19 protein-coding genes are annotated in these 23,936 nt (G+C 47.5%); 12 read left to right on the top strand and 7 right to left on the bottom strand.

The window, feature by feature from the left end:
- Positions 1-427 precede the first annotated feature (427 nt).
- From PF479_RS07070 to radA, 3 genes are read left to right on the top strand one after another with little or no spacing between them, the layout of a single operon-like run.
- Positions 428-1,456 (top strand): peptidylprolyl isomerase, encoded by a 1,029-nt coding sequence (locus PF479_RS07070; protein ID WP_298004105.1) that lies wholly within the window; start codon positions 428-430, stop codon positions 1,454-1,456.
- Between the two features lie 37 nt (positions 1,457-1,493).
- Positions 1,494-2,498 (top strand): FKBP-type peptidyl-prolyl cis-trans isomerase, encoded by a 1,005-nt coding sequence (locus PF479_RS07065; protein WP_298004101.1) that lies wholly within the window; start codon positions 1,494-1,496, stop codon positions 2,496-2,498.
- A 4-nt stretch (positions 2,499-2,502) separates the two neighbouring features.
- Positions 2,503-3,873 carry a DNA repair protein RadA gene (gene radA, locus PF479_RS07060; protein WP_298004099.1) on the top strand — a complete coding sequence of 457 codons (1,371 nt, stop codon included), beginning with the start codon at positions 2,503-2,505 and terminating at the stop codon, positions 3,871-3,873.
- On the opposite strand, the gene PF479_RS07055 is transcribed toward radA, so the two are convergent.
- Positions 3,859-5,064: a TraB/GumN family protein gene (locus PF479_RS07055; RefSeq protein ID WP_298004095.1), complete on the bottom strand. Its 1,206-nt coding sequence runs from the start codon at positions 5,062-5,064 to the stop codon at positions 3,859-3,861. The two genes, radA and PF479_RS07055, sit on opposite strands and share 15 nt — an antisense overlap.
- Entirely contained in the window at positions 5,061-6,473 is a 1,413-nt protein-coding gene (locus PF479_RS07050) for a tetratricopeptide repeat protein (RefSeq protein ID WP_298004092.1), read from the bottom strand. The genes PF479_RS07055 and PF479_RS07050 overlap by 4 nt, the downstream gene beginning before the upstream one ends.
- Positions 6,474-6,830: 357 nt before the next feature.
- Between PF479_RS07050 and PF479_RS07045 the strand changes: the two genes are divergently transcribed.
- The 5 genes from PF479_RS07045 to PF479_RS07025 all read left to right on the top strand — a co-directional run bounded on the left by PF479_RS07045 (position 6,831) and on the right by PF479_RS07025 (position 11,926).
- Complete coding sequence (locus tag PF479_RS07045) at positions 6,831-8,495, top strand: hypothetical protein (protein WP_298004089.1); 1,665 nt, start codon at positions 6,831-6,833, stop codon at positions 8,493-8,495.
- A 100-nt stretch (positions 8,496-8,595) separates the two neighbouring features.
- Positions 8,596-8,868 carry a hypothetical protein gene (locus PF479_RS07040; RefSeq protein WP_298004087.1) on the top strand — a complete coding sequence of 91 codons (273 nt, stop codon included), beginning with the start codon at positions 8,596-8,598 and terminating at the stop codon, positions 8,866-8,868.
- Positions 8,869-8,871: 3 nt separating this feature from the next.
- Positions 8,872-10,410 (top strand): NAD(P)H-hydrate dehydratase, encoded by a 1,539-nt coding sequence (locus tag PF479_RS07035; protein WP_298004084.1) that lies wholly within the window; start codon positions 8,872-8,874, stop codon positions 10,408-10,410.
- 47 nt (positions 10,411-10,457) lie between these two features.
- Entirely contained in the window at positions 10,458-10,766 is a 309-nt protein-coding gene (locus tag PF479_RS07030; RefSeq protein ID WP_298004081.1) for an antibiotic biosynthesis monooxygenase, read from the top strand.
- Positions 10,760-11,926, top strand: a complete 1,167-nt coding sequence (locus tag PF479_RS07025) for an iron-containing alcohol dehydrogenase (RefSeq protein ID WP_298004078.1) — start codon at positions 10,760-10,762, stop codon at positions 11,924-11,926. The genes PF479_RS07030 and PF479_RS07025 overlap by 7 nt, the downstream gene beginning before the upstream one ends.
- 33 nt (positions 11,927-11,959) lie before the next feature.
- Here the strand turns inward: PF479_RS07025 and mnmA are convergent, their stop codons facing one another.
- Positions 11,960-13,012 (bottom strand): tRNA 2-thiouridine(34) synthase MnmA, encoded by a 1,053-nt coding sequence (gene mnmA, locus PF479_RS07020; RefSeq protein WP_298004075.1) that lies wholly within the window; start codon positions 13,010-13,012, stop codon positions 11,960-11,962.
- A 190-nt stretch (positions 13,013-13,202) separates the two neighbouring features.
- Between mnmA and PF479_RS07015 the strand changes: the two genes are divergently transcribed.
- From PF479_RS07015 to gltA, 4 genes are all read left to right on the top strand, one after another.
- Positions 13,203-17,519: an acyl-CoA dehydratase activase gene (locus tag PF479_RS07015; protein WP_298004072.1), complete on the top strand. Its 4,317-nt coding sequence runs from the start codon at positions 13,203-13,205 to the stop codon at positions 17,517-17,519.
- 15 nt (positions 17,520-17,534) lie between these two features.
- Positions 17,535-17,969: an Lrp/AsnC family transcriptional regulator gene (locus tag PF479_RS07010; RefSeq protein ID WP_298004068.1), complete on the top strand. Its 435-nt coding sequence runs from the start codon at positions 17,535-17,537 to the stop codon at positions 17,967-17,969.
- 96 nt (positions 17,970-18,065) lie between these two features.
- Positions 18,066-18,920, top strand: a complete 855-nt coding sequence (locus PF479_RS07005) for a sulfide/dihydroorotate dehydrogenase-like FAD/NAD-binding protein (RefSeq protein ID WP_298004065.1) — start codon at positions 18,066-18,068, stop codon at positions 18,918-18,920.
- Positions 18,917-20,401, top strand: coding sequence for an NADPH-dependent glutamate synthase (gltA, locus tag PF479_RS07000; RefSeq protein WP_298004063.1), 1,485 nt, complete (start codon positions 18,917-18,919; stop codon positions 20,399-20,401). Before PF479_RS07005 ends, gltA begins: the two co-directional genes overlap by 4 nt.
- A gap of 49 nt (positions 20,402-20,450) precedes the next feature.
- Here gltA and hisE read toward each other — a convergent pair whose 3' ends face one another.
- The 4 genes from hisE to PF479_RS06980 are packed head-to-tail and all read right to left on the bottom strand — an operon-like array spanning position 20,451 to position 23,783.
- Positions 20,451-21,029, bottom strand: a complete 579-nt coding sequence (gene hisE, locus PF479_RS06995; RefSeq protein WP_298004057.1) for a phosphoribosyl-ATP diphosphatase — start codon at positions 21,027-21,029, stop codon at positions 20,451-20,453.
- Positions 21,026-21,772, bottom strand: coding sequence for a 1-(5-phosphoribosyl)-5-[(5-phosphoribosylamino)methylideneamino]imidazole-4-carboxamide isomerase (gene hisA, locus PF479_RS06990; protein ID WP_298004054.1), 747 nt, complete (start codon positions 21,770-21,772; stop codon positions 21,026-21,028). Before hisA ends, hisE begins: the two co-directional genes overlap by 4 nt.
- A 26-nt stretch (positions 21,773-21,798) precedes the next feature.
- The gene (gene pyrC, locus PF479_RS06985) at positions 21,799-22,806 is read right to left on the bottom strand and encodes a dihydroorotase (RefSeq protein WP_298004052.1); all 1,008 of its coding nucleotides are present in this window, start codon (positions 22,804-22,806) and stop codon (positions 21,799-21,801) included.
- 5 nt (positions 22,807-22,811) lie between these two features.
- On the bottom strand, positions 22,812-23,783 hold the full coding sequence (locus tag PF479_RS06980; RefSeq protein WP_298004049.1) for a WG repeat-containing protein: 972 nt from the start codon (positions 23,781-23,783) through the stop codon (positions 22,812-22,814).
- Positions 23,784-23,936: the final 153 nt, after the last annotated feature.

The raw sequence follows: 23,936 nt of genomic DNA, 5'->3' as shown, positions 1-23,936 counted from the left end.
CTCATATATATAACGTGAGGCACTGCGCATAGTAGAAAGATTCCCCACGACCAAACATACCTCCCACATCAAAAAACTTAATGATGCAAAAAAAGAGCCGCAGAGGGTCTCCTATAAGGAAACCCTCTGCGGCTCTTATGAACATCCGTTCTTTATGAAAGCCCCGGGGTTACCCTTCTGGTAAAAAAGAAAAAGTTAAAAAAATAGATAAAGAAGAATTTCGGATTTCTCATAATTTTGTAATTTTATAGGCTTCTTCCTGGGCTGTCAATAAATGGGTCCTTCCAATATCCATCCTTTTCGATTGAAACCAGGGGGATATGCGAATTGATTCTACCCGTTTTTAATGTTATGCTCTCATAAAAATTACCGGTAAACTTGTAACATACCCTGGTTTACCGGTTTCTAATTAAATACAGGAGGAATTATGAAGCAGCTTAACACCCTCAAAACAGTTCTGCTGGCAGGCGTGCTGCTCATGACAACAACTATGAGTGCAATTGCAATAGATAGAGATTCACTGAAAGACGGGCTTTATGCCCTTATCGATACCAACAGGGGAGAGATTCTTCTTAACCTTGAATTTGAAAAAACTCCCCTGACTGTCATTAATTTTACCGGTCTGGCGGAAGGAAAGATTGAATCAAACCGGAAGGGTAAATACTATGACGGTATTAAATTCCACCGTGTCATTGATAATTTTATGGTTCAGGGAGGAGACCCCACGGGAACAGGTTCCGGCGGCCCCGGATATAACTTCCCCGATGAAATTGATAACTCCCTTCAGTTCAACGGACCCGGAATTCTGGCTATGGCCAATTCAGGCCCGGGAACAAACGGAAGTCAGTTCTTTATAACTCATGTGGAAACATCCTGGCTACAGGGTAAACACACCATATTCGGACAGGTTCTGGAAGGCCAGAAGGTCGTAGACAGCATCAAGGCAAATGACAAGATCAATACGATGGAAATCATCAGGGTTGGAGCATCGGCTAAAGCCTTTAAAAACGACCAGAAAGCCTTCGATGCAGCCCTGGAAGACCTCGCAGGAGCAGAGATGAGAAAGAAAAAAGAAGCTCAGAAAGGTATTCTGGAAGAAATAAGTAAAAGATGGCCCGAGGCCCAGGTTTCTAAATCGGGAATTCACTTTATTGTCGAAAAAGAAGGCAGCGGCGCCAAACCGACAGTCGGTACCAATGTAAAAGTTCATTACACAGGAATGTTTATGGATGGAAAGACCTTTGACAGTTCTGTTGCCCGGGGAACTCCCTTCGAATTTCCTGCCGGAGGCGGACGTGTTATCTCAGGATGGGACGAAACCATTCTTGATATGAAAAAAGGCGAAAAACGAACCATCATCCTACCCCCCGAAATGGCCTATGGCAGCAGAGGAGCAGGCGGAGTGATTCCTCCCGATGCATGGTTGGTTTTTGAAGTGGAACTCCTCGATTTCTGATAAATTTTTTTAATATAATAAAGGCCTGGAGACAAGAATGAAACAGAAAACCCTATGGTTTCTTATATTGATACTGCTGTTAAGTCCCCTGATGCTCACGGCTCAGGAAGACCCCCTTCCTCCGGGTCTTTATGCACGATTCCTCTCCCCAAGTGGTGCGCTCCTGTACCGTCTGGACTATGAGCAGCTTCCCAGGACGGTGTCCAATTTTGTGGCTCTGGCAGAAGGCAAGATGAAAATTGCCGATTCAGAGGGTCCTTACTATACGAATCAAAAGATCTACAGGGAAGTTCAGGGTTATGCCCTCTTTCTGGGAGATCCCGATACTCCCGTGGATTATACCATCCCCCGGGAAAAAGGATCTGTCCTTTCATCCGGAACTCCCGGTTCACTGGTCATGGTCTCCCGTCAGAACGAAGACCAGGGTAGCCAGATTATGATCATGATCAATGGCGATCCCTTTCTGGACCAGAAATATACGACCTTCGGACAGCTTATTACGGGGGAAAAGACTCTCTCCAAGCTGAAAAGAGGGGACATCATCAATTCGGTTGAGATCATAAGGATAGGAAGCAAAGCCGAGTCCTTCAGCCCGGATGATACTGTGGTTCGGGATATGATCATGCAGGCCCGGATTGAATCCAGACAGGCCTTTGCCGATGAATATCCAGAAGTAGCACTGTTACTGGACCAACTGGGCGATGGTGTTGAGGAATCTGAAACAGGAATATTCTTTAAGATCATAAATGAGGGAAAAGGTGGAAAGCCCCGTCCCGGGAATACCGTCCGAATGCATTACTCGGGCCGACTCCTCTCGGGTGAAGAATTTGATAATTCCTATATGAGAGGAGAGCCCTTTCAGTTTGTTATCGGCAGAGACGGAGTCATACCCGGATGGATCGAAACAGCCCTGAGCATGCAGGCTGGAGAAAAGAGAACCATCATACTACCTCCCGCCCTGGCCTATGGTGAAAAGGGTTACGGCCCCATCCCCCCGGGATCCTGGCTTATATTTGATATAGAACTTATAGACTTCCAGTAAGTTCATGGCTAAAAGCAGAAATAAAACGGTTTTCAGCTGTTCCTCCTGCGGTCATGAAGAGCCCAAATGGCTGGGACGATGTCCCGGCTGCGGTGAATGGAACAGCTTCAAGGAAAAATCACTCCCCTCGGCGCCGCAGACTCCTTCCGGATTCTATGCAGAGTCACCGGAACCCCAAAAACTCAGCAGCATTGTCCTGAAGGATGTCACACGACGCTCAACAGGAATACCCGAAGCCGATCAAGTCCTGGGGGGAGGACTGGTGGAAGGGTCCGCTGTATTACTGGGAGGTGAGCCGGGCATAGGGAAATCAACTCTGATGCTTCAGATCGCCCTCATGGCGGCTCAAGACCAGGAAGTGCTCTACATATCGGGTGAGGAGTCTCCCCGGCAGATCAAACTCAGGGCAGAACGCCTGGGAATCAATTCTGACAAGCTCATCCTCTACTGCGAATCCAGGGTAGAGGAGATCCTCACTACCCTGGAACAGAGAAGACCGGGTCTGGTCATCATGGATTCCATACAGACCATTCAATCCCCCTCACAAGGCATGGTCCCCGGCACGGTGAATCAGCTGAAATATGGATGTTTTGAACTGATCAACTGGGTCCGCCGGAGAGATGCCGTACTCTTTCTTATCGCCCATGTGACAAAAGATGGGGCCATTGCCGGACCCAAAGTCATCGAACATATGGTGGATACGGTTCTTTATTTTGACCATTCTGGAAACGAATTGAGGGTCCTCAGGGCCACAAAGAACCGCTTTGGTTCTGTGGATGAAATTGGGCTCTTTCAGATGAGCGCAATGGGCCTGATACAGATCGGTCATCCTGAGGGCCTCTTTCTGGAAAGCAGGGAGGGCGATCTGCCTCCAGGTATTTCTGTGGCACCGGTATTTGAAGGATCCAGAGTCCTGCTGGTGGAAATTCAGTCTCTCACCGTAGCAGCGAAAGGAGCGGTCTCCCGTATTTTCTCAGACAGAGTGGAAAGCAGCCGGGTTTCCCGTGTGGCCGCCATAATGGAAAAACATCTGGGAATAAAATTTTCCGATCAGGACATTTATATCAATGTAGCCGGCGGTATGAAAATTGCCGAAATCGGTATGGAACTTCCCCTGGCCCTGGCCATCTATTCCGCCAGGACAGGGATACAGATTCCCTCAGACCTTATCGCCTTTGGTGAGATGAGCCTCACTGGAGAAATCCGGCCTGTTGCCCAGCTCCGCCGGCGGTTAAAAGCCGCTGAGGAGATGGGTTTCAAAAGGATTCTTATTCCTGAAAAATCTGAAGAGACACGGGACTGGACGGGAGCCCCCCCCATCATAGCGGGGGATATCAAAGACGCCATCCGAAAGGTCTTTTCAGCCCCCCAATAGCATGGAAATACGGGGCAGAGCATAAAATGTACCGATGGAACTGCCCAGAGAAGAGAAGAAAAAAACCAGAAGGATTCTGGAAATTCTATTTCTATACCAACCCCTCAGGCTGGTGACATCATCCTGAAGAGATTCCATGTCGCTAACCCGGGGCTTCCTGAAAAAATATTCCATAATGCCTGAGACCATACCGACACCGATGGTGGGGTTCATACTTGTGATCGGTGCCGCCAGGAAAGATCCAAGTATGGTCAGTGGGTGAGCCAAAGCCAAGATGGCTCCCAGGGCGGCGAGAGTACCGTTCGCCAGAACCCAGACCAGAAGCATGCGGAGACCGACGTCTATACCTGACGTGATAAATCCTGTAACAACAATCGCTAAAATCAGGGCAGGAATAATCCAGGGAAGCATCTTGCTGCCTAATCCCCGTACCGGAAGGGATGAAATTTCTTTTAAATCTGATTCCTTCCTGCCGCTGTGTAGGTCCTCAATCCAGCGGATAATCCCCGGCATATGACCGGCACCAACCACAGCGATGATCTTATTCCCCGGAGCTTCATAGATATTGGTCGCCAGATACTGGTCCCGCTCATCAATAAGAACTTGCTTAACCGAAGGCAGAAAAGTTGACAACTCTTCCATCATATCCTCAAGAGCCCCCTTTTCTTTCAGAGACTCCACTTCTTCGGCATTTACATTTTCAGTGGTAAATACGGAACCGAGCAGGGATGCCAGAAGCTTCATCTTGTTCCAGGGGGTGCTCATTCCCCAGGCCCGCTGAAGAGTCATCTGTACCGGTCTGTCACTGAAGGAATAGGGGATAGAAAGTTCTTCCGCCACTTCGATGGCCATTTTCATCTCTTCACCAGGCTTTATCCCCGTATTCATCCCGACCTTTCTCTGAAAAGAGGTCAGCACAAGATTCGCTAAAAGGAGGAAACCCTTCTTTTGGCGAAAGACCTTTGTCAGGTCCATCTGCTGCCATTTTTCATTCTTAGAGGGAGACTGATACCGCCCGGCATCAATTTCAACACAAATACGGTCGGGAAGTTCTTCCCGTATGGCGTTTGTTACTTCTTCTACACTATCAAGGGAGACATGGGCCGTTCCTAACAGAAGGATCTCCCTATTTGCCAGATGGATACGGCTGACCGTATCCCCTTCATGGTCGATTTTTATTTCTTCACTCATGGATTATTCCTTTCCCAGGCGGCCAGTTCAGATTCAAAGAAGCCTGTGTAATCATCAACCTGCTCATAGCTGGCCAGGGCACTTCTTCTAAGCCCTTGTAGATCATCACGAGCTCCCAGATAAAAATACATCCGGCTGCGTAGGTCTTCATTAGTTTCTTTAGCAATCTTGTCGGTAATAAAATAATTGGAACCCGGCTGGAGATAGTACCTGAACATTTCATATTCAATGCTGTCTCTCGTCACTCGGGGAATAACTTCTTTCAGGAGTTTCTCGGCATTTTTTCGGTCTCCCGATTTCTCCATACAGAGGGCGGCAGCCAACACATACATAACATCCCGGCTTTCAAATTCATAGGCTTGCAAAAAATGATTTTTTGCTTTTTTAAAATCTCCCTTCATATAGGCATATTTTGCCAGGGGTTCATGGGCGTAACCATAGTCTGGACGGGCCCTCAGGATCTTTTCATAATAAACTTCAGCTTCATCATAACGCTGCCACTCATCCAGGACTCCCGCCTTATATATGTTGGCGAAAAGATTGTCAGGATTGATTCTTTCGATCTGCTCCAGATCTTCCCAGGCATTCTCCAGGTCATGAAAATACTGTATGAAAATCCGTGTGCGGTCCAGGTAATGCCACTCCACATCCGGTTCCAGCTCAATCGCTCTTCCATAGTCCTCTTCAGCCTTACCGTATTTTTTAAGCCCTCGAAAAGCCCGGGCTCTATCCACATAAAGGTAGGCGAAATCAGGTTCCAGTTCTATGGCTCTGTTCAGAAGCTTCACAGCTCCCTCCAGATTATCCAGATTCATCTGGGCGGAACCGGCTCCTGAGAGGGCCATAAAATTCTTTGGATTTTTACTCAAGATCCGACTGAAACTCTGATCCGCTTGTTTATAACGCTTGGCTGAAAAATCTATAGTTCCCTTTAAAAGCAGTCCATCTTCATGATCAGGATTTGTTTTGAGAATGGCCCCGATGGTCTCATCCCGGGCTGCATTATCACCTTCAGCATTTTCAAGAAGGGCTAAGTTATAAAGGACATCAGGATGTCCCGGATTCTCCTCCAGCAGCCGGTTTAATTCCTCCCGGGCCTCTTTCCAGTATCCTTCAGAAACCATAAGAGCCGATTTTAAAATCCGTTCTTCCAGGGTCAGAGTCTCAGCCTTTTCCAGAAGAGCAAGATCCTTCTGACCATCCTCAACAGCGTTGAGCTCAGTCAACGACTCTAATAGAGTCGGTTCAGGTTCTACCGGTAGAATTTCTTTCGGTTTTTCAGGAGCATTCCCTGCTTCAGAACTTGAATCACCCTGTTTTTCTGTGACAGTACTGGTGCATGAGAGAGGCAGAAATAGAACAAGTACCAGCAGCAATGTCCCATAAAGAGTCAGTCGGCTCAGATTCATTTTGTCTCCTTATGATGGACTGAAAGGATTCGGAAATGAATGACAACTTTCAGAATTATTGAATGGGGTTGAATATCCTCGGGAAATGACCTTCAGAATACAGTTGATAATATACCTCTGGAAACAGATTTGGACAAGGTTGCATTTTTAGTTTCCTGCTGGTAATATTCGTGCCATATGAAACGAAAATCCGGATCATTTTTGACAATCATACCTGTCTTTTATGCTCTTATAATAATTTTTTTCCTATTCCTCCATTTTTCTCGATATGAAGAAATATCACTGGTTATGGACAATGTCTCCTTTAAAGGAACAAAGACTATGGCCACAGGGTTGTCCCCTGCCAGGATCTCCAGAATGGCGGTATATACAAACGGACTGAAGCTCAGTTTTTCTTCCGCAGAAACTCTTAAAGTCATCACCGAAGACGGCATTGTCAGAGAATTGACTTTGGACCGTCTTGAGAGAACAGATACGGGGGTAGTTCTTCATTTCAAGTATGATATTTCCATCAACATCAGCAGCAAGCCCCAGAGCAGTGACAGTTATATCAACATCACCATTCCTCAGACTATCCCCCCCATCAAAGAGCTGAGAATCAGGGCACAAGCCCAGGACAGCTACCTCTTAAACAAGGATAATGAGGGAAGAATTACCTTGAGCGATGGTACGAGCACCTACTTCATGAACAGTAGCGGAATCCTTGATTTCAAAAGTTCAATCCTATCGATCTCTATGGATGATCGAGTCAGCAATAGAATAACCATGGAAGACGAAGCTCCCGGTTTGGGACGTTCCGTCAGGGAATGGCTGGCAGACAGCGAAAAGATAATCCCTTCAGACAGAGAGACATTGGCTCGGTACTCTGACAAATCCTACTCGGGTTGGAAATCCAGATTTGATAAAAGTACAGGAAACTGGACGATGCCTGAGGGTGCTCCTTCATTTAAAGAAAAAGCTCTGGTTCAGTTTATGGCCGAATCATATAGACGGGGAGAACAGACCCTGACAGCCGCAGATCTGCTGAAGTCTGCCGAGAAAAACATTTCAGCCCTAAGCTGGTACTCCAGTCCTTTCATCGGTGATATTGTCAATCGGACCGCCCCTCTTCTGCGGAGCGGTTATGTCAGTCTTCTGGAAGGAAAAACCTCCCTGAATCTGACCGCCAACCCGGATGTGTCACCCTATAGAGAGATTTTGGAACTCAAAAAATTACTGACCAATTCAGAATCGGAAGACCCGGTTCCCTGGATTGAGGAAAATATCTATCCCCTAATCGTCTGGCTGGAAGAAGGCCTGTACATCCTCCATCCGGACAATCCTGAAAGCAGTACCCTTTTTACTCTGGAAGCCGCCGAACTACTGAAGAGCGCCGCCATCAGAACAGGGGATGAGAACCTTCTTTCTATTTCCTCTAAAATCAGGGCCACCATTCTAAGCCGGGCAGATGAGAATGGAATCCTCCCCGAAAAGATCACCTTTTCAAGAGAGCGGGCCTCATTGGGAGAAGGTGCCATTGTCCCCGAAGATGTATACGGCTTGTACCAGGAGACAGCCTTTGCTCCCAGGTTCATAGATCTGAGCAATGGAAAGGACAAGGAAACCTGGCTCTACACGGCTGCCAGGAGTAGCTCAGTTATAAGTAACGATCAGTTTCTGGAATTGAAGGTTCAATTTCCGAAAGGCCAGATCCATCATCTTGTATTAAAAGGGATAGAGCCCTTTGACCGTGTTTTCCTCCATAATATTCGCTGGAAAAGTGACCCGCGTTTTCAAAGATATTCCGATGGCTGGGTCTATGATGCGGTCAATAAAACCCTGTATGTAAAAATAAAACACAGAGTAGAAGAAGAAATGATTCGGATACAATTTAATCCGGCCGAAGAAGAGGATTCATCTCCAAAAATGGATGTCGATGCTGAGCCCCTCGATAATGGGACAGATTCAGTCGGGGATCTGCCTTCCGGGACTGGTTCAACAAGCCGGGAATCCCTTCCCGGGGCAGAAACAAGTGTGGAGTAAAAATTCACAATACTGATTGTTTTAAAAAAAAGGCAGGAGAAATTTCTTTTGATCCTGTATAATGAGTATGAAATTGTAACTCAGCTTCACGGAGGATCCAATGAAAAGCTGTACCTTTTATGTTGTTAATCGAGAAAACTATGACACCGATCATAATGATTTTTTTCCCTATATATCAGCAGAATATGTAAAAATAGCCAAGAATTTCAAACCTGGTAAAAGATATCCCGTTCTCGCTGTCAAGGACGTAACCATCATTGCTGATGATGATTCGGTCATTGAAACTTCGCAGTTTCTTGTCCCTACAGAAAATCAGAATTTTATGTGGGTACAGTCGGAGATTTTTAAATTCGCAGGAATGAATCCGGAATAAACCATGAAGGTTCTCAGTCCGGATGAAATGCGTCGGATGGATGAGACCTGCATCCGTCAATATAAAATCCCCGCCTTAATCCTGATGGAGAATGCGGCCTCATCCGCTCGGGCCCTCATCCAGAGGGAGTATCCCGATCTTTCTATTTTGATCGTTTGCGGTACAGGGAACAATGGGGGCGACGGACTGGCTTTGGCCCGGCAGCTTCATTCACTGGAAAGAAACACAAAGGTTCTCATCTGTGGAAATCCGGAAAAGTATTCCGCTGAAGCCTCACAGAATTTAAAAGCCCTTCGCAAGACTGATACCCCCCTTTTTCTCAACCCTTCTGAAAAAACGCTCACTCAGATGTTCCATGAAAGGCAACTTATTGTGGATGCTCTTCTGGGTATCGGTCTCAATAGGGATGTGGATGATGAAAGGAGAAGACTGATCAAGCTGATGAATAGCAGCGGAGCACCGATTCTTTCCCTCGATATCCCCTCGGGTCTTGACGGAGAAACAGGCCTCCCCCGGGGAGCCGCGATTCAGGCAGACATGACCATCTGTTTCGGTGCACCGAAAAGAGGAAATTTTCTCAGTCCGGGGTTTTTATATAGCAAAAGAATTTTCTTATCCAGAATCTCGTTTCCTCCGGAACTCTACAGAGACTGGCCCTGTAACTCCAAACTAAATCTGCCCTCCCCTCTGAAAGAAAGAGATCCTCTGGGTTATAAAAATAGCTTTGCCAGAGTTCTCATCATCGGAGGAGGAAAGAACTACCAGGGAGCACCGGCCCTGTCTGCCCGAGCCGCCTACCGTTCAGGGGCCGGCTTTGTGACGGTGGCGATTCCCCAGTCTCAAGTCAGTGGATTTTCAGCCCAATGCCCTGAGGCAGTCATTCAGGGTCTTCTGGAGACAGGAGAAAAAACAATTTCAGAAGAGAATGAAGACCTTCTTCTGTCACTGGCCACAAAGCATGATGCCGTCCTCATAGGCCCGGGCATGACCCGTCATGAGTCTACAGCCTCTCTTATCCGAAAGCTCATTCCCGCCATTAGGGTGCCTCTTGTCGTGGATGCAGACGGATTGAATGCACTGGCCGGATTCTGTGATCTGACAATAAAGAGATCGCCTCTGACGGTACTCACTCCCCATATAGGAGAACAGAAACGTTTACGTTCCGGCCTAGCTCCGGAACAGACGATTGAGGAGGCATACAATGCCCTCTGTATCTATAAGGGACCGCACAGCAGAATCTGCCTCCCCGGAGGGGAGGAGTTTATCAACCTCACCGGAAATGACGCCCTGGGGACCGCCGGCACCGGGGATGTCCTGGCCGGAATGATCTCGGCTCTGATGGCCTCGGAAGAATCAGAGATTCAGGGAGTCAGGAAGGCTGTGCTTCTTCATGGACTGGCAGCGGAACTCTTTCCAGGAGCCCGGGAGAGCTTTACGGCCTCTGATATTATCGAAGCCCTCCCCCGTTGCTTTCAGGAATACAGGAACAACTATATGCAATGGAATGTCGACTGTTATGGTAAAATGGAAACCCTCCCCTGAAAGGGAGAGCTTAAATCAGGATGAATGTGCAGCAAGGAGAAGGAACAATGATTGTTTATTGTGTTGAAGTTAAAGTTATTTCCGGTAAAGAAGGGGTATTTGAACAGGCCTGCCTGGAAAACAGAAAAGGGACGAGAAAGGAAGAGGGGAATCACCGTTTTGATGTGCTCCAGCAGAGTGATAATCCCGGTTCCTTCTTTCTATATGAGGCCTATTCCAGCCCCGAGGCGGTCAAGGCTCACAAGGAAACCCCTCACTACCTGAAATGGAGAGACCTTGTGGCTCCCTGGATGGCAGAGCCCCGGAAAGGGACATCCCATAGGGTCTGCGCTCCTCTTGAGGTTTCCGGGTGGTAGGTTTCTCATTTTCTGCCAATAAAAAAATCCTCTTCGGATGGGGTGAAACTCTTTCTCTTGTTCCCCTTTTAAAAGATCAGAAGGGGAGAGTCTTTTTTATTACCGGAAAATCCGTCAAAAAGAACCCCCTCTGGAAATCTCTGGAACTAGAGCTACGCAGAGAAGGGATCAAGGCTGATTTTGAAGAAATCTCGGGAGAACCCTCACCCGAGGATGTCGACTCTCTCTGTGAACAATACAGATCTTCCCCTCCCGCAGTCGTTGTTGCCCTGGGAGGAGGGAGTGTTCTGGATGCTGGAAAGGCCGTCTCCGCCATGCTGAGAGAAACTGGTTCCGTCATGGAATACCTGGAGGGAGTGGGGACGAAAAAACCGAGCGGTGCAAAAATACCATTTTTTGCACTCCCCACCACGGCTGGAACAGGCAGTGAGTGCACAAAAAATGCGGTCCTCAGCCGTCCCGGAATAAAAGGTTTTAAAAAATCCCTCCGTCATGACAACTACATTCCCGATCTGGCCCTGATTGACCCCCAATGGCTGGAAAGCCTTCCCCGGGAGGTCATTGCATCCTGCGGCATGGATGCCTTCTCCCAACTGCTGGAATCCTATATTTCCACAGAAGCTTCGCCCCTGAGCGATGCTCTTGCCGAAGAGGGACTGACAGAGTTCCTGGAAGCCTTTGGGGTTGTTCTGGAGGGAAATGCAGGAAAAGATGAGTTCTCCTCCATCGCCCTGGGAGCAACCCTCTCCGGCCTCACCCTGGCGAATGCCGGACTTGGTACGGTTCACGGAATAGCTGGAGTATTGGGGGGACTGATAGAGATTCCTCATGGAACAGCCTGCGGTCTTCTCCTCCCTCCGGTCATGAACGGGACCTTTCAGGAACTGCTGAAACTGGATGAAGACCATCCGACTCTCCAAAAAGCAGCAGGACTGGGACAGTTTCTATCGGGAAGGATGGATCTGAAAACTGAGGAATCCATACAGATATTGATGGAAGAATTGGATCGCTGGACGACCCTGGCTGCCCTCCCCGGGCTGAAGACTCTGGGGTTAACAGAAGAACTGCTGGTTCGCACGGCCATGGAATCGGGAAATAAAAATAATCCCTATTCTTTTTCAGAAGAAGAGCGTCTCTCCTTTCTCAGGTCCGTGTATTAAGTGGATTTTTTCACTCCTTCTTCCTAAGCGGATCTATTCGATTCTGGCACCGCCCAGACAGATATTATCTTCATAAAAGACAGCGAACTGTCCTGGTGCAATCCCTTTGTCACCCTCGTCCAGAGTGACTTCCAGTCGATCCGGACTGAGCCATTTGATCCGGCAGTCATGAAGATGGGGCCCATGCCTCAACTTTAGAGAGAGTTCTTCTCCGGAGGGCTTCCTGCTGATCCAATTCGGTTCGCACACCGTAAAAACAGTTCTTTTCCGCTCCAGAACATTCTTGCTGGATGAGACATAGATGATGTTCTTTTCAAGATCTTTGGATGTGACGTACCAGGGACCGTTGCTGAGTCCCAGGCCCTGCCTCTGACCAATGGTGTGAAACCAGAATCCCTTATGCCTTCCCAGGACCTCTTCACTTTCGAGTTCACGGATTTCACCTTCTTTTTCACCCAGGTAGTGTTTAACAAAATCAGAATATTTTATTTTCCCCAGAAAACAGATTCCCTGACTGTCCCTGCGGTCCTTATTGGGCAGATCGTATTTCTCTGCCAAAACCCGGACCTCCTCTTTCATCATTGAACCGATAGGAAACATGATCTTCCGCAGTTGTTCCTGAGAGAGATGAGACAGAAAGTAACTCTGATCCTTGACCGGGTCGGGAGAACGGTGCAGCCAGGTCAGACCATTGACTTCTTCCACAACAGCATAATGACCGGTGGCAACCTTATCGTAGTGTTCGTTGACTTTATCGAAAAACGCACCGAACTTGATTCTCTGGTTACAAAAAATATCGGGACTGGGAGTCCTTCCTTTCTTCAATTCTGAAAGTGTGTAGGATACAACCTGGTCATAATACTCCTGCTGAAGGGGTAAAACCTTCAACGGGACGGATTTTGCATCGCAAACGGCTCTGGCATACTCCAGATCCTCCTCCCAGGGGCAGGTTCCCATAAAGCTGAGCTCATCTTCCAGCCAGATCTTGAGATAATAGGCTGTAATATCTGAATATCCTTCTTCCAGGAGCCGGTACAGAGCGACAGAACTGTCCACTCCTCCGGATAATAATAGTGCTATCTTCATTCCATCCGATTCTTTCAGAGTTGAATCTCTTTGGCAAGATCCTGAGTTCCTCAATCTGACAATACGCGGATAGACAAAACCTCAAAGATCTTCAATAATGACTTATAATCAGCTTTTAATGGACAAAAAGCCTCTTTTTGTCGGAATGAAGACAAGCCGTCCATTACAGCTACAATGTTTGAGGAAGCGTATGAAAAGCATTGGAATCAATATTGGCAGTTCAAGCCTGAAAACCGTCGTTCTTGAAAATGGAAAAGAGATCTGGAGCAATGTTATCCCTCATGAGGGAGACTTCCAGAATGCTGTTGTGACCCTGTTAAGGGACAACGAAATAGAGGAAGGAATTCCCCTTTTAGTGACCGGGACAGATGGACGGTTCCTCTTATCAGCTCATTCCGTCATTGAGCCTGTCTGTATTGAAAAAGCCCTGGAAATAACAGGTCATCAGGTTGATGCAGTGGTCAGTATGGGGGGTGAAGACCTGGTCGTCTATGCTGTGAACAGACAGGGGAAAATCACAAACAATTTTTCAGGCAGCAAATGTGCATCAGGGACAGGAGAATTCTTCAAACAGCAGCTGGCCCGTATGGATATGACCCTGGACAATGTGAACCATGCCTCCCCAGACAGCGTGGTACGTCCCCTTTCTGCCCGATGCTCTGTGTTTATGAAAAGCGACTGTACCCACAAGCTGAACAAAAAAGAAGCCAGTAAAGATGATATTGTCCTGTCCCTTAGTAATGTCATGGCCACAAAGGTCTGCGATTTTCTAAGCCGTGCAAAAATTAGCTCAGGTCTTGTCCTTTTGAGCGGAGGCATCACAAAAAACAAACATATTCTTCGGTTTATGAAAGAAAAAACACCCGGGATTGAATTCATCATACCCAGGGAAGCTACTTATTTTGAAGCCTTCGGTGCCGCTCATCTGGCCATTGAGAACGGATCAGCCCTCCCTTCAGTCGATAAGATACTCAAAGACAGCAGGGTCAAATTTGACCGCTATGATGATCTCAAAAATGCTGAAGGCAAGGTCAAGTATTTCTATTCTGATGTCAAACCCGTCCAAAAAGGACGGGAGTATATCCTGGGAATTGACGGTGGTTCTACAACCACAAAAGCCTGCCTCATTGATATGGAAAACTGTGAAGTTGTAGCTGCCCATTACGGGAGAACCCATGGAGACCCGGTGCAGGCTCTAAAAAACTGTATAATAGAGCTTCGTAAAAAAATCCATAAAGACCTGGGTGATGATTCATCCATAACTATATCACTGGCGGCCACCACCGGATCATCCCGGGAAATTCTGGGTGTGTTTATAGAGACAGAGGCCGTTTACAATGAGATTATTGCCCATGCCTTTGGAACGACCCACTTCAGCAATGATGTGGATACCATCTTTGAAATTGGAGGGCAGGACGCCAAATACGTACTTCTGGAAAACAAGGTCCCCATTGATTATGCCATGAATGAAGCCTGTTCAGCAGGAACTGGATCTTTTCTGGAAGAATCTGCCGCAGGAGACCTGAACATCCCTCATGCACGGGAAATCGGAGAGATAGCCCTCAAGGCGGAGAATCCGCTGAAATTCGGAGAACATTGCAGTGCCTTTATTAATTCGGACATCCGCAAGGCCATCCAGCAGGGAGCAAAGAGAGAAGATATTACCGCCGGTATCGTGACTTCCATTGTCTCCAACTACCTCAACAGGGTCGTCGGAAACAGAACCATCGGGAAGAAGATTTTTCTCCAGGGAGGTGTGGCTAAAAACAAAGCAGTCCCCCTAGCCTTTGCTATGCTCCTGAACAAGGAAATACTGGTGCCCCCGTCTCCTGAACTGATGGGTTGTTTCGGTGTAGGTATTCTGGCACGCCAGAAGCTGCAGGATGGTCTGCTCCAGAAAGGCAGCATTGACCTGGAAGCCATCCTGGATACACAGATAGATTACGAACGTGTATTCGGCTGTAAGTCCTGCGAGAATTTCTGCTCCATCCAGGTTCTCAAGGTAAATGGCCACAAATACATGTTTGGAGGTCGCTGCAGCAAATATACCAACAGCAGCAAAAAGGTAAAATCAGAAGTTCAAATCATAAACTATGTAGATAAACGAAATGAAATGCTCTTTGAGAGTTTTGCTCCTTCTGTTCTGGATTTTAAAAGAAAAAGAGACTTTAGCGTCGGAATTCCAAGATGTTTCTCTGTCCATACCCTGTACCCCCTGTATTCCTGGTTTTTTCATGAACTGGGCATAAAAACAGTCCTCTCCGATGAAATTGCCCCTGAAGGTATTGCCCGTGTGGAAAGTGCCTACTGCTTTCCTGCCGAGATAGCTCATGGAGCGGTCCAGGATATTCTGAATAAGGGAACTGACTATATTTTTGTACCCCATTTCAGAGACATGCCCAGCATGGAAAAAGATGTGCATGCCAACTTCTGCCCCATCACACAAAGCCTTCCCTACTACATCAAAAAAGCATTCCCACAGGTTCCCGAAGAAAAATTCATACCCCTGATTGTGACCTTTAAATTTGGAGAGTCAAAGGCTCTGGAATTCTTTTACGAACTGGGAGAACAGCTGTCCATTCCCGCCGCTGAAATTAAAGCGGCCTTTCATATCGCCATGAAAAAGCAGCAGGACTACCTGATCGCCTCCAAGGTTCTGGGAAAAGAGGCCCTGAAGCTCGCCAAAGAACAGAATCACCCCGTCATTGCCCTTTTGGGCCGCCCCTATAATGCCTTTACTCCTGAAGCGAATATGGGAATACCGCGAAAATTCAGCAGCCGCGGTTATTCGGTGATCCCTTTTGACATCCTCCCCGAAGGGGATGAGGAAATTTACGAAAACATGTACTGGTATTACGGCCAGCTGGACATGAAGACCGCCGCCCGTCTCAAAGACGAGCCCAATGTATATGTCACCTACATTACCAACTTCTCCTGCGCTCCCGACTCCTTTATTCTTCACTACATCAAATGGATGATGGGGACAAAACCCTTCCTGGTTCTGGAGCTGGATTCTCACTCCGCCGATGCAGGAATCGATACAAGAATCGAAGCCTTTCTGGATATTATCACCGGATATCGTTCCCGCCTCACATCAACGAAAGAAGAACGCTATGACAACGGATTACGATTTATTAACAATGGGACAGACCCTCTGCACCTGAAAAATTTAAACACTGGAAAAACCATTCCTGTCAAAGATAATAAAAAGGTCAAGATACTCCTATCCAACATGGGAGACCTGTCTACTGCCATGATGGCTTCCATTATTCGGAACACAGGAATCAATGCCCAGGCTCTTCCAATATCTGATTCTAAAACATTGCAGCTGGCCAGAAGTCATGCGTCAGGAAAAGAGTGTGTCCCCTCTCATCTGGTCCTGGGAAGTGCCTTGAAATTTCTGAATTCTCAGGATTACAGAAAAGATGAAATCTATTTGCTTTTTGTACCTATCACAACCGGGCCCTGCCGCACGGGGCAGTACTTCGTTTTTTATGAGAATCTTTTTAAGGACATGCGCCTGGAAAATATAATTGTCATCACCATGAGTGCCGACAACTCCTATAACGAACTGGGACCGGATTTCAGTAAGAATATGTGGTGGGGCCTTGTGATCGCCGATTATATGAAAGACATTCAGACGACTCTCCGAGCCTGTGCACAGAACCCGGAAGAAGCAATGGTACTATACAGTACGCTCTGGCATGAAATGATCACGGCCATAGAGGATGATTTCAAAAAAGTGTATCCCTCCCTCAGAAAAATTGCCCGGTCTGTTGCATCCATCCCTCTGAAAAAGACAATGAATGAAGTGCCCCGTATTCTGATCGTAGGAGAAATTTATGTCAGACGGGATGATTTTGCCGTAGACGAACTTGTAGATCTGATGAGCCGGAAAAATATCATTGCCAAGGTATCAGGCATTTCAGAATGGATTCATTACCTGGACTTTGTCCGCGATTATGATCTGAAGAAACGCCTCAAACTGACAACCTGGTACAAACGGCCTTTCTCTAAGGAATTGAAGAGCCTTTTGATTCTATATATTGAGATGATCTGGAAGCATTCGGTTGAAAGAGGAGTCAAGACCCGCCTGGATAAATCAGGGCTCATCCCTCATACGCCTTATAATATGAAAAAGATCATGAAAAACAGTTCTGATAATTTTGTGAACCTGGAATTGAACTCGGAAATTGCCATATCCAGCGGAGTTGCGGCCACGGCCATGGAAGAGGGCTACTCAGGAATTGTCAACATTTCCCCCTTTGCCTGCCTTATCGGGCGTGTGATTGAAGGACTGATCACTCCCTGGGCCCGGGAAAAAAACTACCCGGTTTTCTCACTGGAAATTGATGGCAATATTTTGCCCCCCAATATTATAAACAAGCTCAACATTTTTATGATGAATGTCATACGCTTCAAGTCAAATCCTGATTCAGCAACCCTGATAGAAAAGGACAAGCCGGAAGTGAACAGAAAGAACGTCAAAGTATCCGGTGATGATTAATCAGGAGGATTTCCTATGCAGCCCGATGAAATAGACTGGAAAATAATCAACTTACTCAGAGAGAGCTACCAGAATAACAATGCCATTGCCAGGATTCTGGGAATCTCAGAGGGAACCGTCAGGCAGCGCCTGAAAAAATTGAAAGAACTGGAGATCGTCAAGATCAAGGCTCTGATCAATCCAGAGGTCCTAGAGAATCAACAGCTGGCCACAGTGGCTGTTAATGTTGTAGAATCCTCCCAATTGGAGTCTAAGGCTAAAGAAATAGCCGAGCTCCCCAATGTGCTGGATGTGTCCATAACTTCCGGTCGTTTTGATCTGTTTGTTCAGGTCCTGGTAGATTCAAATCATGGTCTGGTCAGTTTTCTGACCAGAGAGCTGGCATTAGTGCAGGGAGTAAGTTCAACTGAAAGCTTCCTGATGCTGAAAAGCTTCAATAAGTTTGTTTAGCTTTTCAAAATTATCATTTGCATTTACAATATTGGAATATTAGAAAAATACTATGTTAAAGTTCCCCCTATTTCACCAACGGGGCAAGGAAAAAAAATGAAGAAAATTCTTGAGAAAAAACAGCTTTCTGCGGATGTCTTCCGAATGAAAATCGAGGCCCCTCTGATTGCGGAAGAAAGACAGGCCGGGCAGTTCCTGATCATTCAGATTGACCAGAACTATGGAGAAAGAATTCCCCTCACAATTGCCAATGCCAATGCCGAAGAAGGTTTTGTTGAAATAATATTTCAGGCTGTAGGGGCAACAACCCAGAAATTAAGCCGCTTGAATGTGGGTGATTTTATTGAAAATGTCCTGGGACCTCTGGGTCAACCTACCCATATAGAAAAGAAAGACGGCCCTGTCGTCTGTGTCGGGGGCGGGATCGGTGTGGCTCCTATGCATCCCATTGTAGAGGCTCATCACAAGGCCGGGAACAAGGTCATTACCATTATGGGAGCCAGAAATAAAGAGCTGCTTATCATGGAAGATGAAATGAGAGCCTTATCGGATGAATTGATTATTTGTACCGACGATGGTTCATACGGGAGGAAAGATCTGGTCACAGTTCCCCTCAAGGAATTGTGTGAATCCGAGAATCCCCCCTCGGAAGTGTTCGCCATCGGTCCGCCCATCATGATGAAATTCTGTGCCGAAACAACGCGCCCCTTTGCTGTGCCGACCATGGTCTCTTTGAACACCATCATGGTAGACGGAACCGGGATGTGCGGTGGCTGCCGGGTTTCCATTGGAAATGAAACTAAATTTGTATGTGTAGACGGACCCGAATTTGACGGTCATCTGGTTGATTTTGATAATATGATGCTTCGTCAGAAAGCATATAAAAAACATGAAGCTCATCGTTGTAATCTGGATGTTGAAGCTGAAAAACTGGAGGCAAAACAGAAATGAGCGAATATAAATCAATCGAAGTATTGAACCAGGAAGCCGAAGAGATCTGGAAAAATCTGAAACCCGCCCAAATGACGGCAAAGATGAGACGGGACATCCCTCAGCAGGACATGCCCGCCCAGGACCCGAAGGTAAGACGGGCCAATATGGGCGAAGTGGCTCTGGGTTATACGGAAAAGCAGGTTCTGGTGGAATCCGCTCGCTGCCTGCAGTGTAAAAACGAGCCCTGTATCAAAGGCTGTCCCGTGAGTATCGATATTCCCCGGTTCCTTCAAAAAGCCGGTGAGGGGAACTTTGGAGAGGCTATCGATGTCATCAAGGAGAGCAGCATGCTCCCCGCCATCTGCGGACGGGTCTGTCCCCAGGAAAAACAGTGCATGGCCGAATGTACCCTCGGTAAGATACTCAAAGATCCCGAGAAATCAGTGGCCATCGGCCGCGTCGAAAGGTACCTGGCCGACTGGGATAGAGAAAACCGGCCCGATGCGGAATTCATACAGCCCGCCCCTTCCGGGAAAAAAGTGGCCATCGTAGGGAGCGGACCTTCAGGGCTGACCGCCGCGGCAGACCTCCGAAAAGCCGGGCATGAAGTCACCATTTTTGAGGCCTTTCACAAACCCGGCGGAGTCACGGTATATGGTATTCCCGAGTTCAGACTGCCCAAAGAAATCGTAAACCTGGAAGTGGAAGGACTGAAAAGGATGGGAGTCCGCTTCGAGACTAACTTCCTGGTCGGACGAACCCGAAAACTGAAGGATCTGATGGAAAAAGACGGTTACAATGCCGTCTATGTGGCCTCCGGTGCTGGACTCCCCAAGTTCATGCATATTGAAGGAGAAAATCTGGTAGGAGTCTTCTCGGCCAATGAGTTTCTGACAAGATCCAACCTGATGAAGGCCTACGATCGGGAAAATGCGGAAACACCGATCTATCAGGCTCGTAGAGTCGCCGTTTTCGGAGGCGGGAACGTGGCCATGGATGCAGCCAGAACTGCCGTACGAATGGGAGCCGAAGAGGTGTACATCATCTACCGACGGACCGAAAATGAAATGCCCGCCCGTGTGGAAGAAGTCCACCATGCCCACGAAGAAGGGGTCATCTTCAAGACCCTGACAAACCCTGTCAGAATATTGGGTGATGAAAATGGGCGCGTTAAGGCCATAGAGTGTCAGAAGTATGAATTGGGAGAACCCGATGATTCAGGCCGCCGCCGTCCTATCGCGATAGAAGGCAGTGAGTTTTTCATTGAAGTAGAAACCTGCATTCCCTCCATAGGGAACTCTTCCAATCCGTTGATCAAACAGACCACACCAGGTCTTGATTTTACAGATTGGGGTACCGTGGTGGTTGATGACAGGCAGAAAACATCTTTGGATGGCGTGTATGCCGGGGGTGATATTTCCCAGGGAGCCGCTACGGTCATCCTGGCCATGGGTGACGGCCGTCGTGCTGCCGCCGCTCTCAATGAAGAATTGAAATAAAGAGGTTGGACTCCTGCTCATCCCTCCGGGCATCTCTACCCGGTAGGGTTCAGGAGTCTCTTTTTTTCAACTCTGCCAGAACATCCATGATGGAGAGTTCTTCATTCTCTAAAAGAACCATCATATGGTAAATCAAGTCGGCAGATTCATAGACTAGGTCTTCTCTTGTTTCGGCCAGAACAAGCTCAATCGCTTCTTCACCGCATTTCTTCTTAATCTTGGCGCTGCCCTTTTCAAAAAGATGAGTTGTGTAGGACCCTGAAGGCATTTCCAAATGCCTTTTCTGGATGGTTCCGGTCAGTGAGACCAGGATCTCTGTGGTACCCCTCTCTTTCAAAGAACCTTCCAGAGCATCATGCTCTTCTATATCTGTTTCTTCGATCAAATCTTCATAGGCTTCCCCGGAGGATCCAGCGGGAAGGAGAGCATAGTAGTGGTTCCTGCGCTTTTCAAGCTTCAGGAATTGTCCCTCTCCGGCAAATGGAAGAATCCGGCCCGTCTCAGGATGGCTGACCCAGAGCTGTCCCTGTTCCCGGCTTTTTGAAAATCCTTTTTCATCCATCAGAGCGGCACTTGTTCCACCCTTTTCGGTCTCAATGATTAATGCCAATACGGTTCCTCTTGTCACCACCCTATCTCCTCATCCCTCTTCTGATAGTCATGAATTGCTTTTTCCAGATCCAGACGTCCTTCATAGTAGGCTTTACCCGTGATAACACCCCTGAGAAGGGGATGTCCCTTTTCAAAAACGGATTTAAAATCGTCTTGACTGCTGATTCCTCCGGAAAGAGTCACGATGATCCCTGATTCTGACGCAATTCTATTGGTATTTTCCAGGTCCGGACCTGCCAGCGTACCATCGCGGTCAATATTGGTATAAATAATATTTGTAATTCCCATGGAAGCACATTTTTCAGCCAGGGCGGTATCCCTCAGAGCCGTTCCTTTTTCCCATCCTGAAACCTTGACTTCCCCATTCCGGGCATCAATACCGGCAATAAACACCTTCCCGAAGGATTGAATCCAGGACTCAACTTTTTCAGGTTCCCGGGCCAGGACGGTACCGACAATAAGCTTGTCGACACCGATCTCCAGGAGTTCTCTCACATCTTCTGCACTCCTGACGCCCCCCCCCAGTTCTATGATCCCCGAAAAAACGGCCCGGATCTTTCGTACTGCGTCTCTATTATGTTGTCCCTCACCCCGGGCTGCGTCCAGGTCGACCAGGTGGAGTCGCTTGATACCCATCTTTTCAAAATCCAATGCGACCCGAGACGGATCCCGCTCATAAGATTTTACTTCACTATAATCGCCCTTATAGAGACGGACACACTCTCCGTTCAGGAGGTCGATTGCCGGTATGATCAGCATATTTCAGTCCTTCAACTTTATTTCTTCTAATCCTTTTCCATGACTTTCCAGGACATCAGTTCCCCTGCCCCCAGTGGGACAGATCCACCGATAAGCGGTGGAACCCGCCAGGATTCTTTTTTCAGGGTCACCGTCACCTGATTCAGTGGCTGTCCGTAAAAATCAGCCCCCCGCTGACTCGTAAAGGACTCCAGCTGAGCAAGAGCACCTTCCCTCTCAAATAAATCCACTAAAAGGGGGAGAGCCACTGTGGCTGTAAAGGCACCGGCACTGCAGCTGCCCCACTCTTTCCGATTTTTTGGATGGGGAGCGCTATCGGAGCCGTAAAACAATTTGGGATGACCAGAGCAGGCGGCTTCTACCAGAGCAGCCCGATCCTCTTTCTTTTTCACAACAGGTTTGCAGAAAAGATGCGGTTTTAGGGCTCCTCCCAGCAGGTCATCAAGGGTATACAACAGGTGATGAGTTGTCACAGTGCCTGCAATATGGCCGGGCATCTCTTCGATAAAGCGGAGGCTTTCCCGGCAGGAGAGATGCTCAAGTACTATCCTCAGCCTTGGATAGTCACGAATAATCATTTCCAGTTCCTTCAGATAGGAAATTTCTCTTTCAAGAACAGGAGCCTCAGGGTGCTCTCCATGGATGCTCAGCACCATCCCGCACTCTTCCATGGCAGAAAGGAGGTCCCGGATCTGCTCATACGAGGAGATTCCATCTTCCGAATTGGTGGTGGTTCCCGCTGGATACAACTTCCCGATCAGGGCTCCGGCCCTCTGCATTTCAAGGATAACCCCGGGAGCCATATCCGGAAGGAGCTTGAAGGCCATCAGAGCCTCCAGTCCGGGAGCCTCTTTTTCAATGGCCGCCTTGTAACTGTGCAATCCGGCGGGATCAATGATAGGAGGCAGAGTATTGGGCATAATCAGAGCCCGGGCAAAGGAACGTTCCGTTTCGCGGGCAAAGTGACCCATTTCCGGTCCCTGTCTTAAATGCAGGTGAAAATCATCAGGCTTTCTTATTGTCAGAGTCTCCATGTCTTTTACTCCTCTTCCTGTTCCGTTCCTGTCCAGACAACGCGGCCTTCACGATCAATATATAAAAGAGTGTTTCCCTCAACCATCAGGGCAAGATCCTTTTTGAAGTTTTCTCCATAGTCAAAGCGGGCATCAATAACGAGTTCTCCTTTTTTATTGATGAAACCCATTTTACCGTCAATCTGAACACGGGCCAGACCCTGGCTGAAATCACTGGCGAAGCTGTATTCCGGAGGAATCACGGTTTTACCTTTTTTATCCATAAAACCGGCCTTGCCCTGGTCAACAAAGAGAGCCAGACCTTCAGAAAATGCTGATGAAAAAGTATATTGATGGGGAATCAGAAGGGTTCCTTTTGTATTGATATACCCCCCCAGGCTCTCTGAAACAACCAGGGCAAGACCCTCGGAAAAATCACCGGCAAACTCATAAACCGGAGGGATAACAACGGTCCCTTTTGTATTGATAAACCCGCAGAGACCGTCTTCAACCACCAGAGCCAGACCATCCTTAAAATCTCCCATATATTCATAGGGCAGTTCCTTCAGGAGCTCCCCTTTTTTGTTGATCAGAAATGTTTTCTTATCCTGTGAAAAAACGGAAGAAACGCCATTGGAAAAGTTGCCGCCCCGCAGATAGACCGGAGGGATGACCTCCTCTCCCTTTCTGTTTATATACCCCACCAGACCGTTCCTCACAACAAGTCCCATACCATCCTGAAAAGACGCAGCCATCTCATAGACAGCAGAATTGATCGATTCCCCTTTTGCATTGATGTAATGGAGACTTTCATTTTCTGAGACAAGAGCCCAGCCTTCTGAAAAATCATCTCCCTTGTCAAAAACAGGGTCCAGTACCATAGAGCCTGTATGGTCGATGTAACCCACCTTCTCATTTTCAGAGACGGGATAGAGGGTTTTGCTACAGGAAACAGTAATTAAGGCCAACAGGAAAACTGCAGGAATGTGTCGATTCATGGGAATCCTTTTACATATAATTTACTCCTATTGTATAGAATCCCCTGGTTTAATGAAATACTAACGGTGAAGGATCCCCCGGAATTCTTAGGCATGGCTATTCCCAATGAAACAGATATAGCATAAAATACTCATCAACAATAAAATGGAGAT

The sequence above is a fragment of the Oceanispirochaeta sp. genome (assembly GCF_027859075.1).
GTDB lineage: Bacteria > Spirochaetota > Spirochaetia > DSM-2461 > DSM-2461 > Oceanispirochaeta.
This window is presented reverse-complemented; position numbering and strand designations above follow the sequence as displayed.

What these genes read in the sequence shown, in the direction of transcription:
- PF479_RS07070 (WP_298004105.1), top strand. Translation starts at nt 428, where the DNA reads ATGAAGCAGCTTAACACCCTCAAAACAGTTCTGCTGGCAGGCGTGCTG.
- PF479_RS07065 (WP_298004101.1), top strand. Translation starts at nt 1,494, where the DNA reads ATGAAACAGAAAACCCTATGGTTTCTTATATTGATACTGCTGTTAAGT.
- radA (WP_298004099.1), top strand. Translation starts at nt 2,503, where the DNA reads ATGGCTAAAAGCAGAAATAAAACGGTTTTCAGCTGTTCCTCCTGCGGT.
- PF479_RS07055 (WP_298004095.1), bottom strand. Translation starts at nt 5,064, where the DNA reads ATGAGTGAAGAAATAAAAATCGACCATGAAGGGGATACGGTCAGCCGT.
- PF479_RS07050 (WP_298004092.1), bottom strand. Translation starts at nt 6,473, where the DNA reads ATGAATCTGAGCCGACTGACTCTTTATGGGACATTGCTGCTGGTACTT.
- PF479_RS07045 (WP_298004089.1), top strand. Translation starts at nt 6,831, where the DNA reads ATGGCGGTATATACAAACGGACTGAAGCTCAGTTTTTCTTCCGCAGAA.
- PF479_RS07040 (WP_298004087.1), top strand. Translation starts at nt 8,596, where the DNA reads ATGAAAAGCTGTACCTTTTATGTTGTTAATCGAGAAAACTATGACACC.
- PF479_RS07035 (WP_298004084.1), top strand. Translation starts at nt 8,872, where the DNA reads ATGAAGGTTCTCAGTCCGGATGAAATGCGTCGGATGGATGAGACCTGC.
- PF479_RS07030 (WP_298004081.1), top strand. Translation starts at nt 10,458, where the DNA reads ATGATTGTTTATTGTGTTGAAGTTAAAGTTATTTCCGGTAAAGAAGGG.
- mnmA (WP_298004075.1), bottom strand. Translation starts at nt 13,012, where the DNA reads ATGAAGATAGCACTATTATTATCCGGAGGAGTGGACAGTTCTGTCGCT.
- PF479_RS07015 (WP_298004072.1), top strand. Translation starts at nt 13,203, where the DNA reads ATGAAAAGCATTGGAATCAATATTGGCAGTTCAAGCCTGAAAACCGTC.
- PF479_RS07010 (WP_298004068.1), top strand. Translation starts at nt 17,535, where the DNA reads ATGCAGCCCGATGAAATAGACTGGAAAATAATCAACTTACTCAGAGAG.
- PF479_RS07005 (WP_298004065.1), top strand. Translation starts at nt 18,066, where the DNA reads ATGAAGAAAATTCTTGAGAAAAAACAGCTTTCTGCGGATGTCTTCCGA.
- gltA (WP_298004063.1), top strand. Translation starts at nt 18,917, where the DNA reads ATGAGCGAATATAAATCAATCGAAGTATTGAACCAGGAAGCCGAAGAG.
- hisA (WP_298004054.1), bottom strand. Translation starts at nt 21,772, where the DNA reads ATGCTGATCATACCGGCAATCGACCTCCTGAACGGAGAGTGTGTCCGT.
- pyrC (WP_298004052.1), bottom strand. Translation starts at nt 22,806, where the DNA reads ATGGAGACTCTGACAATAAGAAAGCCTGATGATTTTCACCTGCATTTA.
- PF479_RS06980 (WP_298004049.1), bottom strand. Translation starts at nt 23,783, where the DNA reads ATGAATCGACACATTCCTGCAGTTTTCCTGTTGGCCTTAATTACTGTT.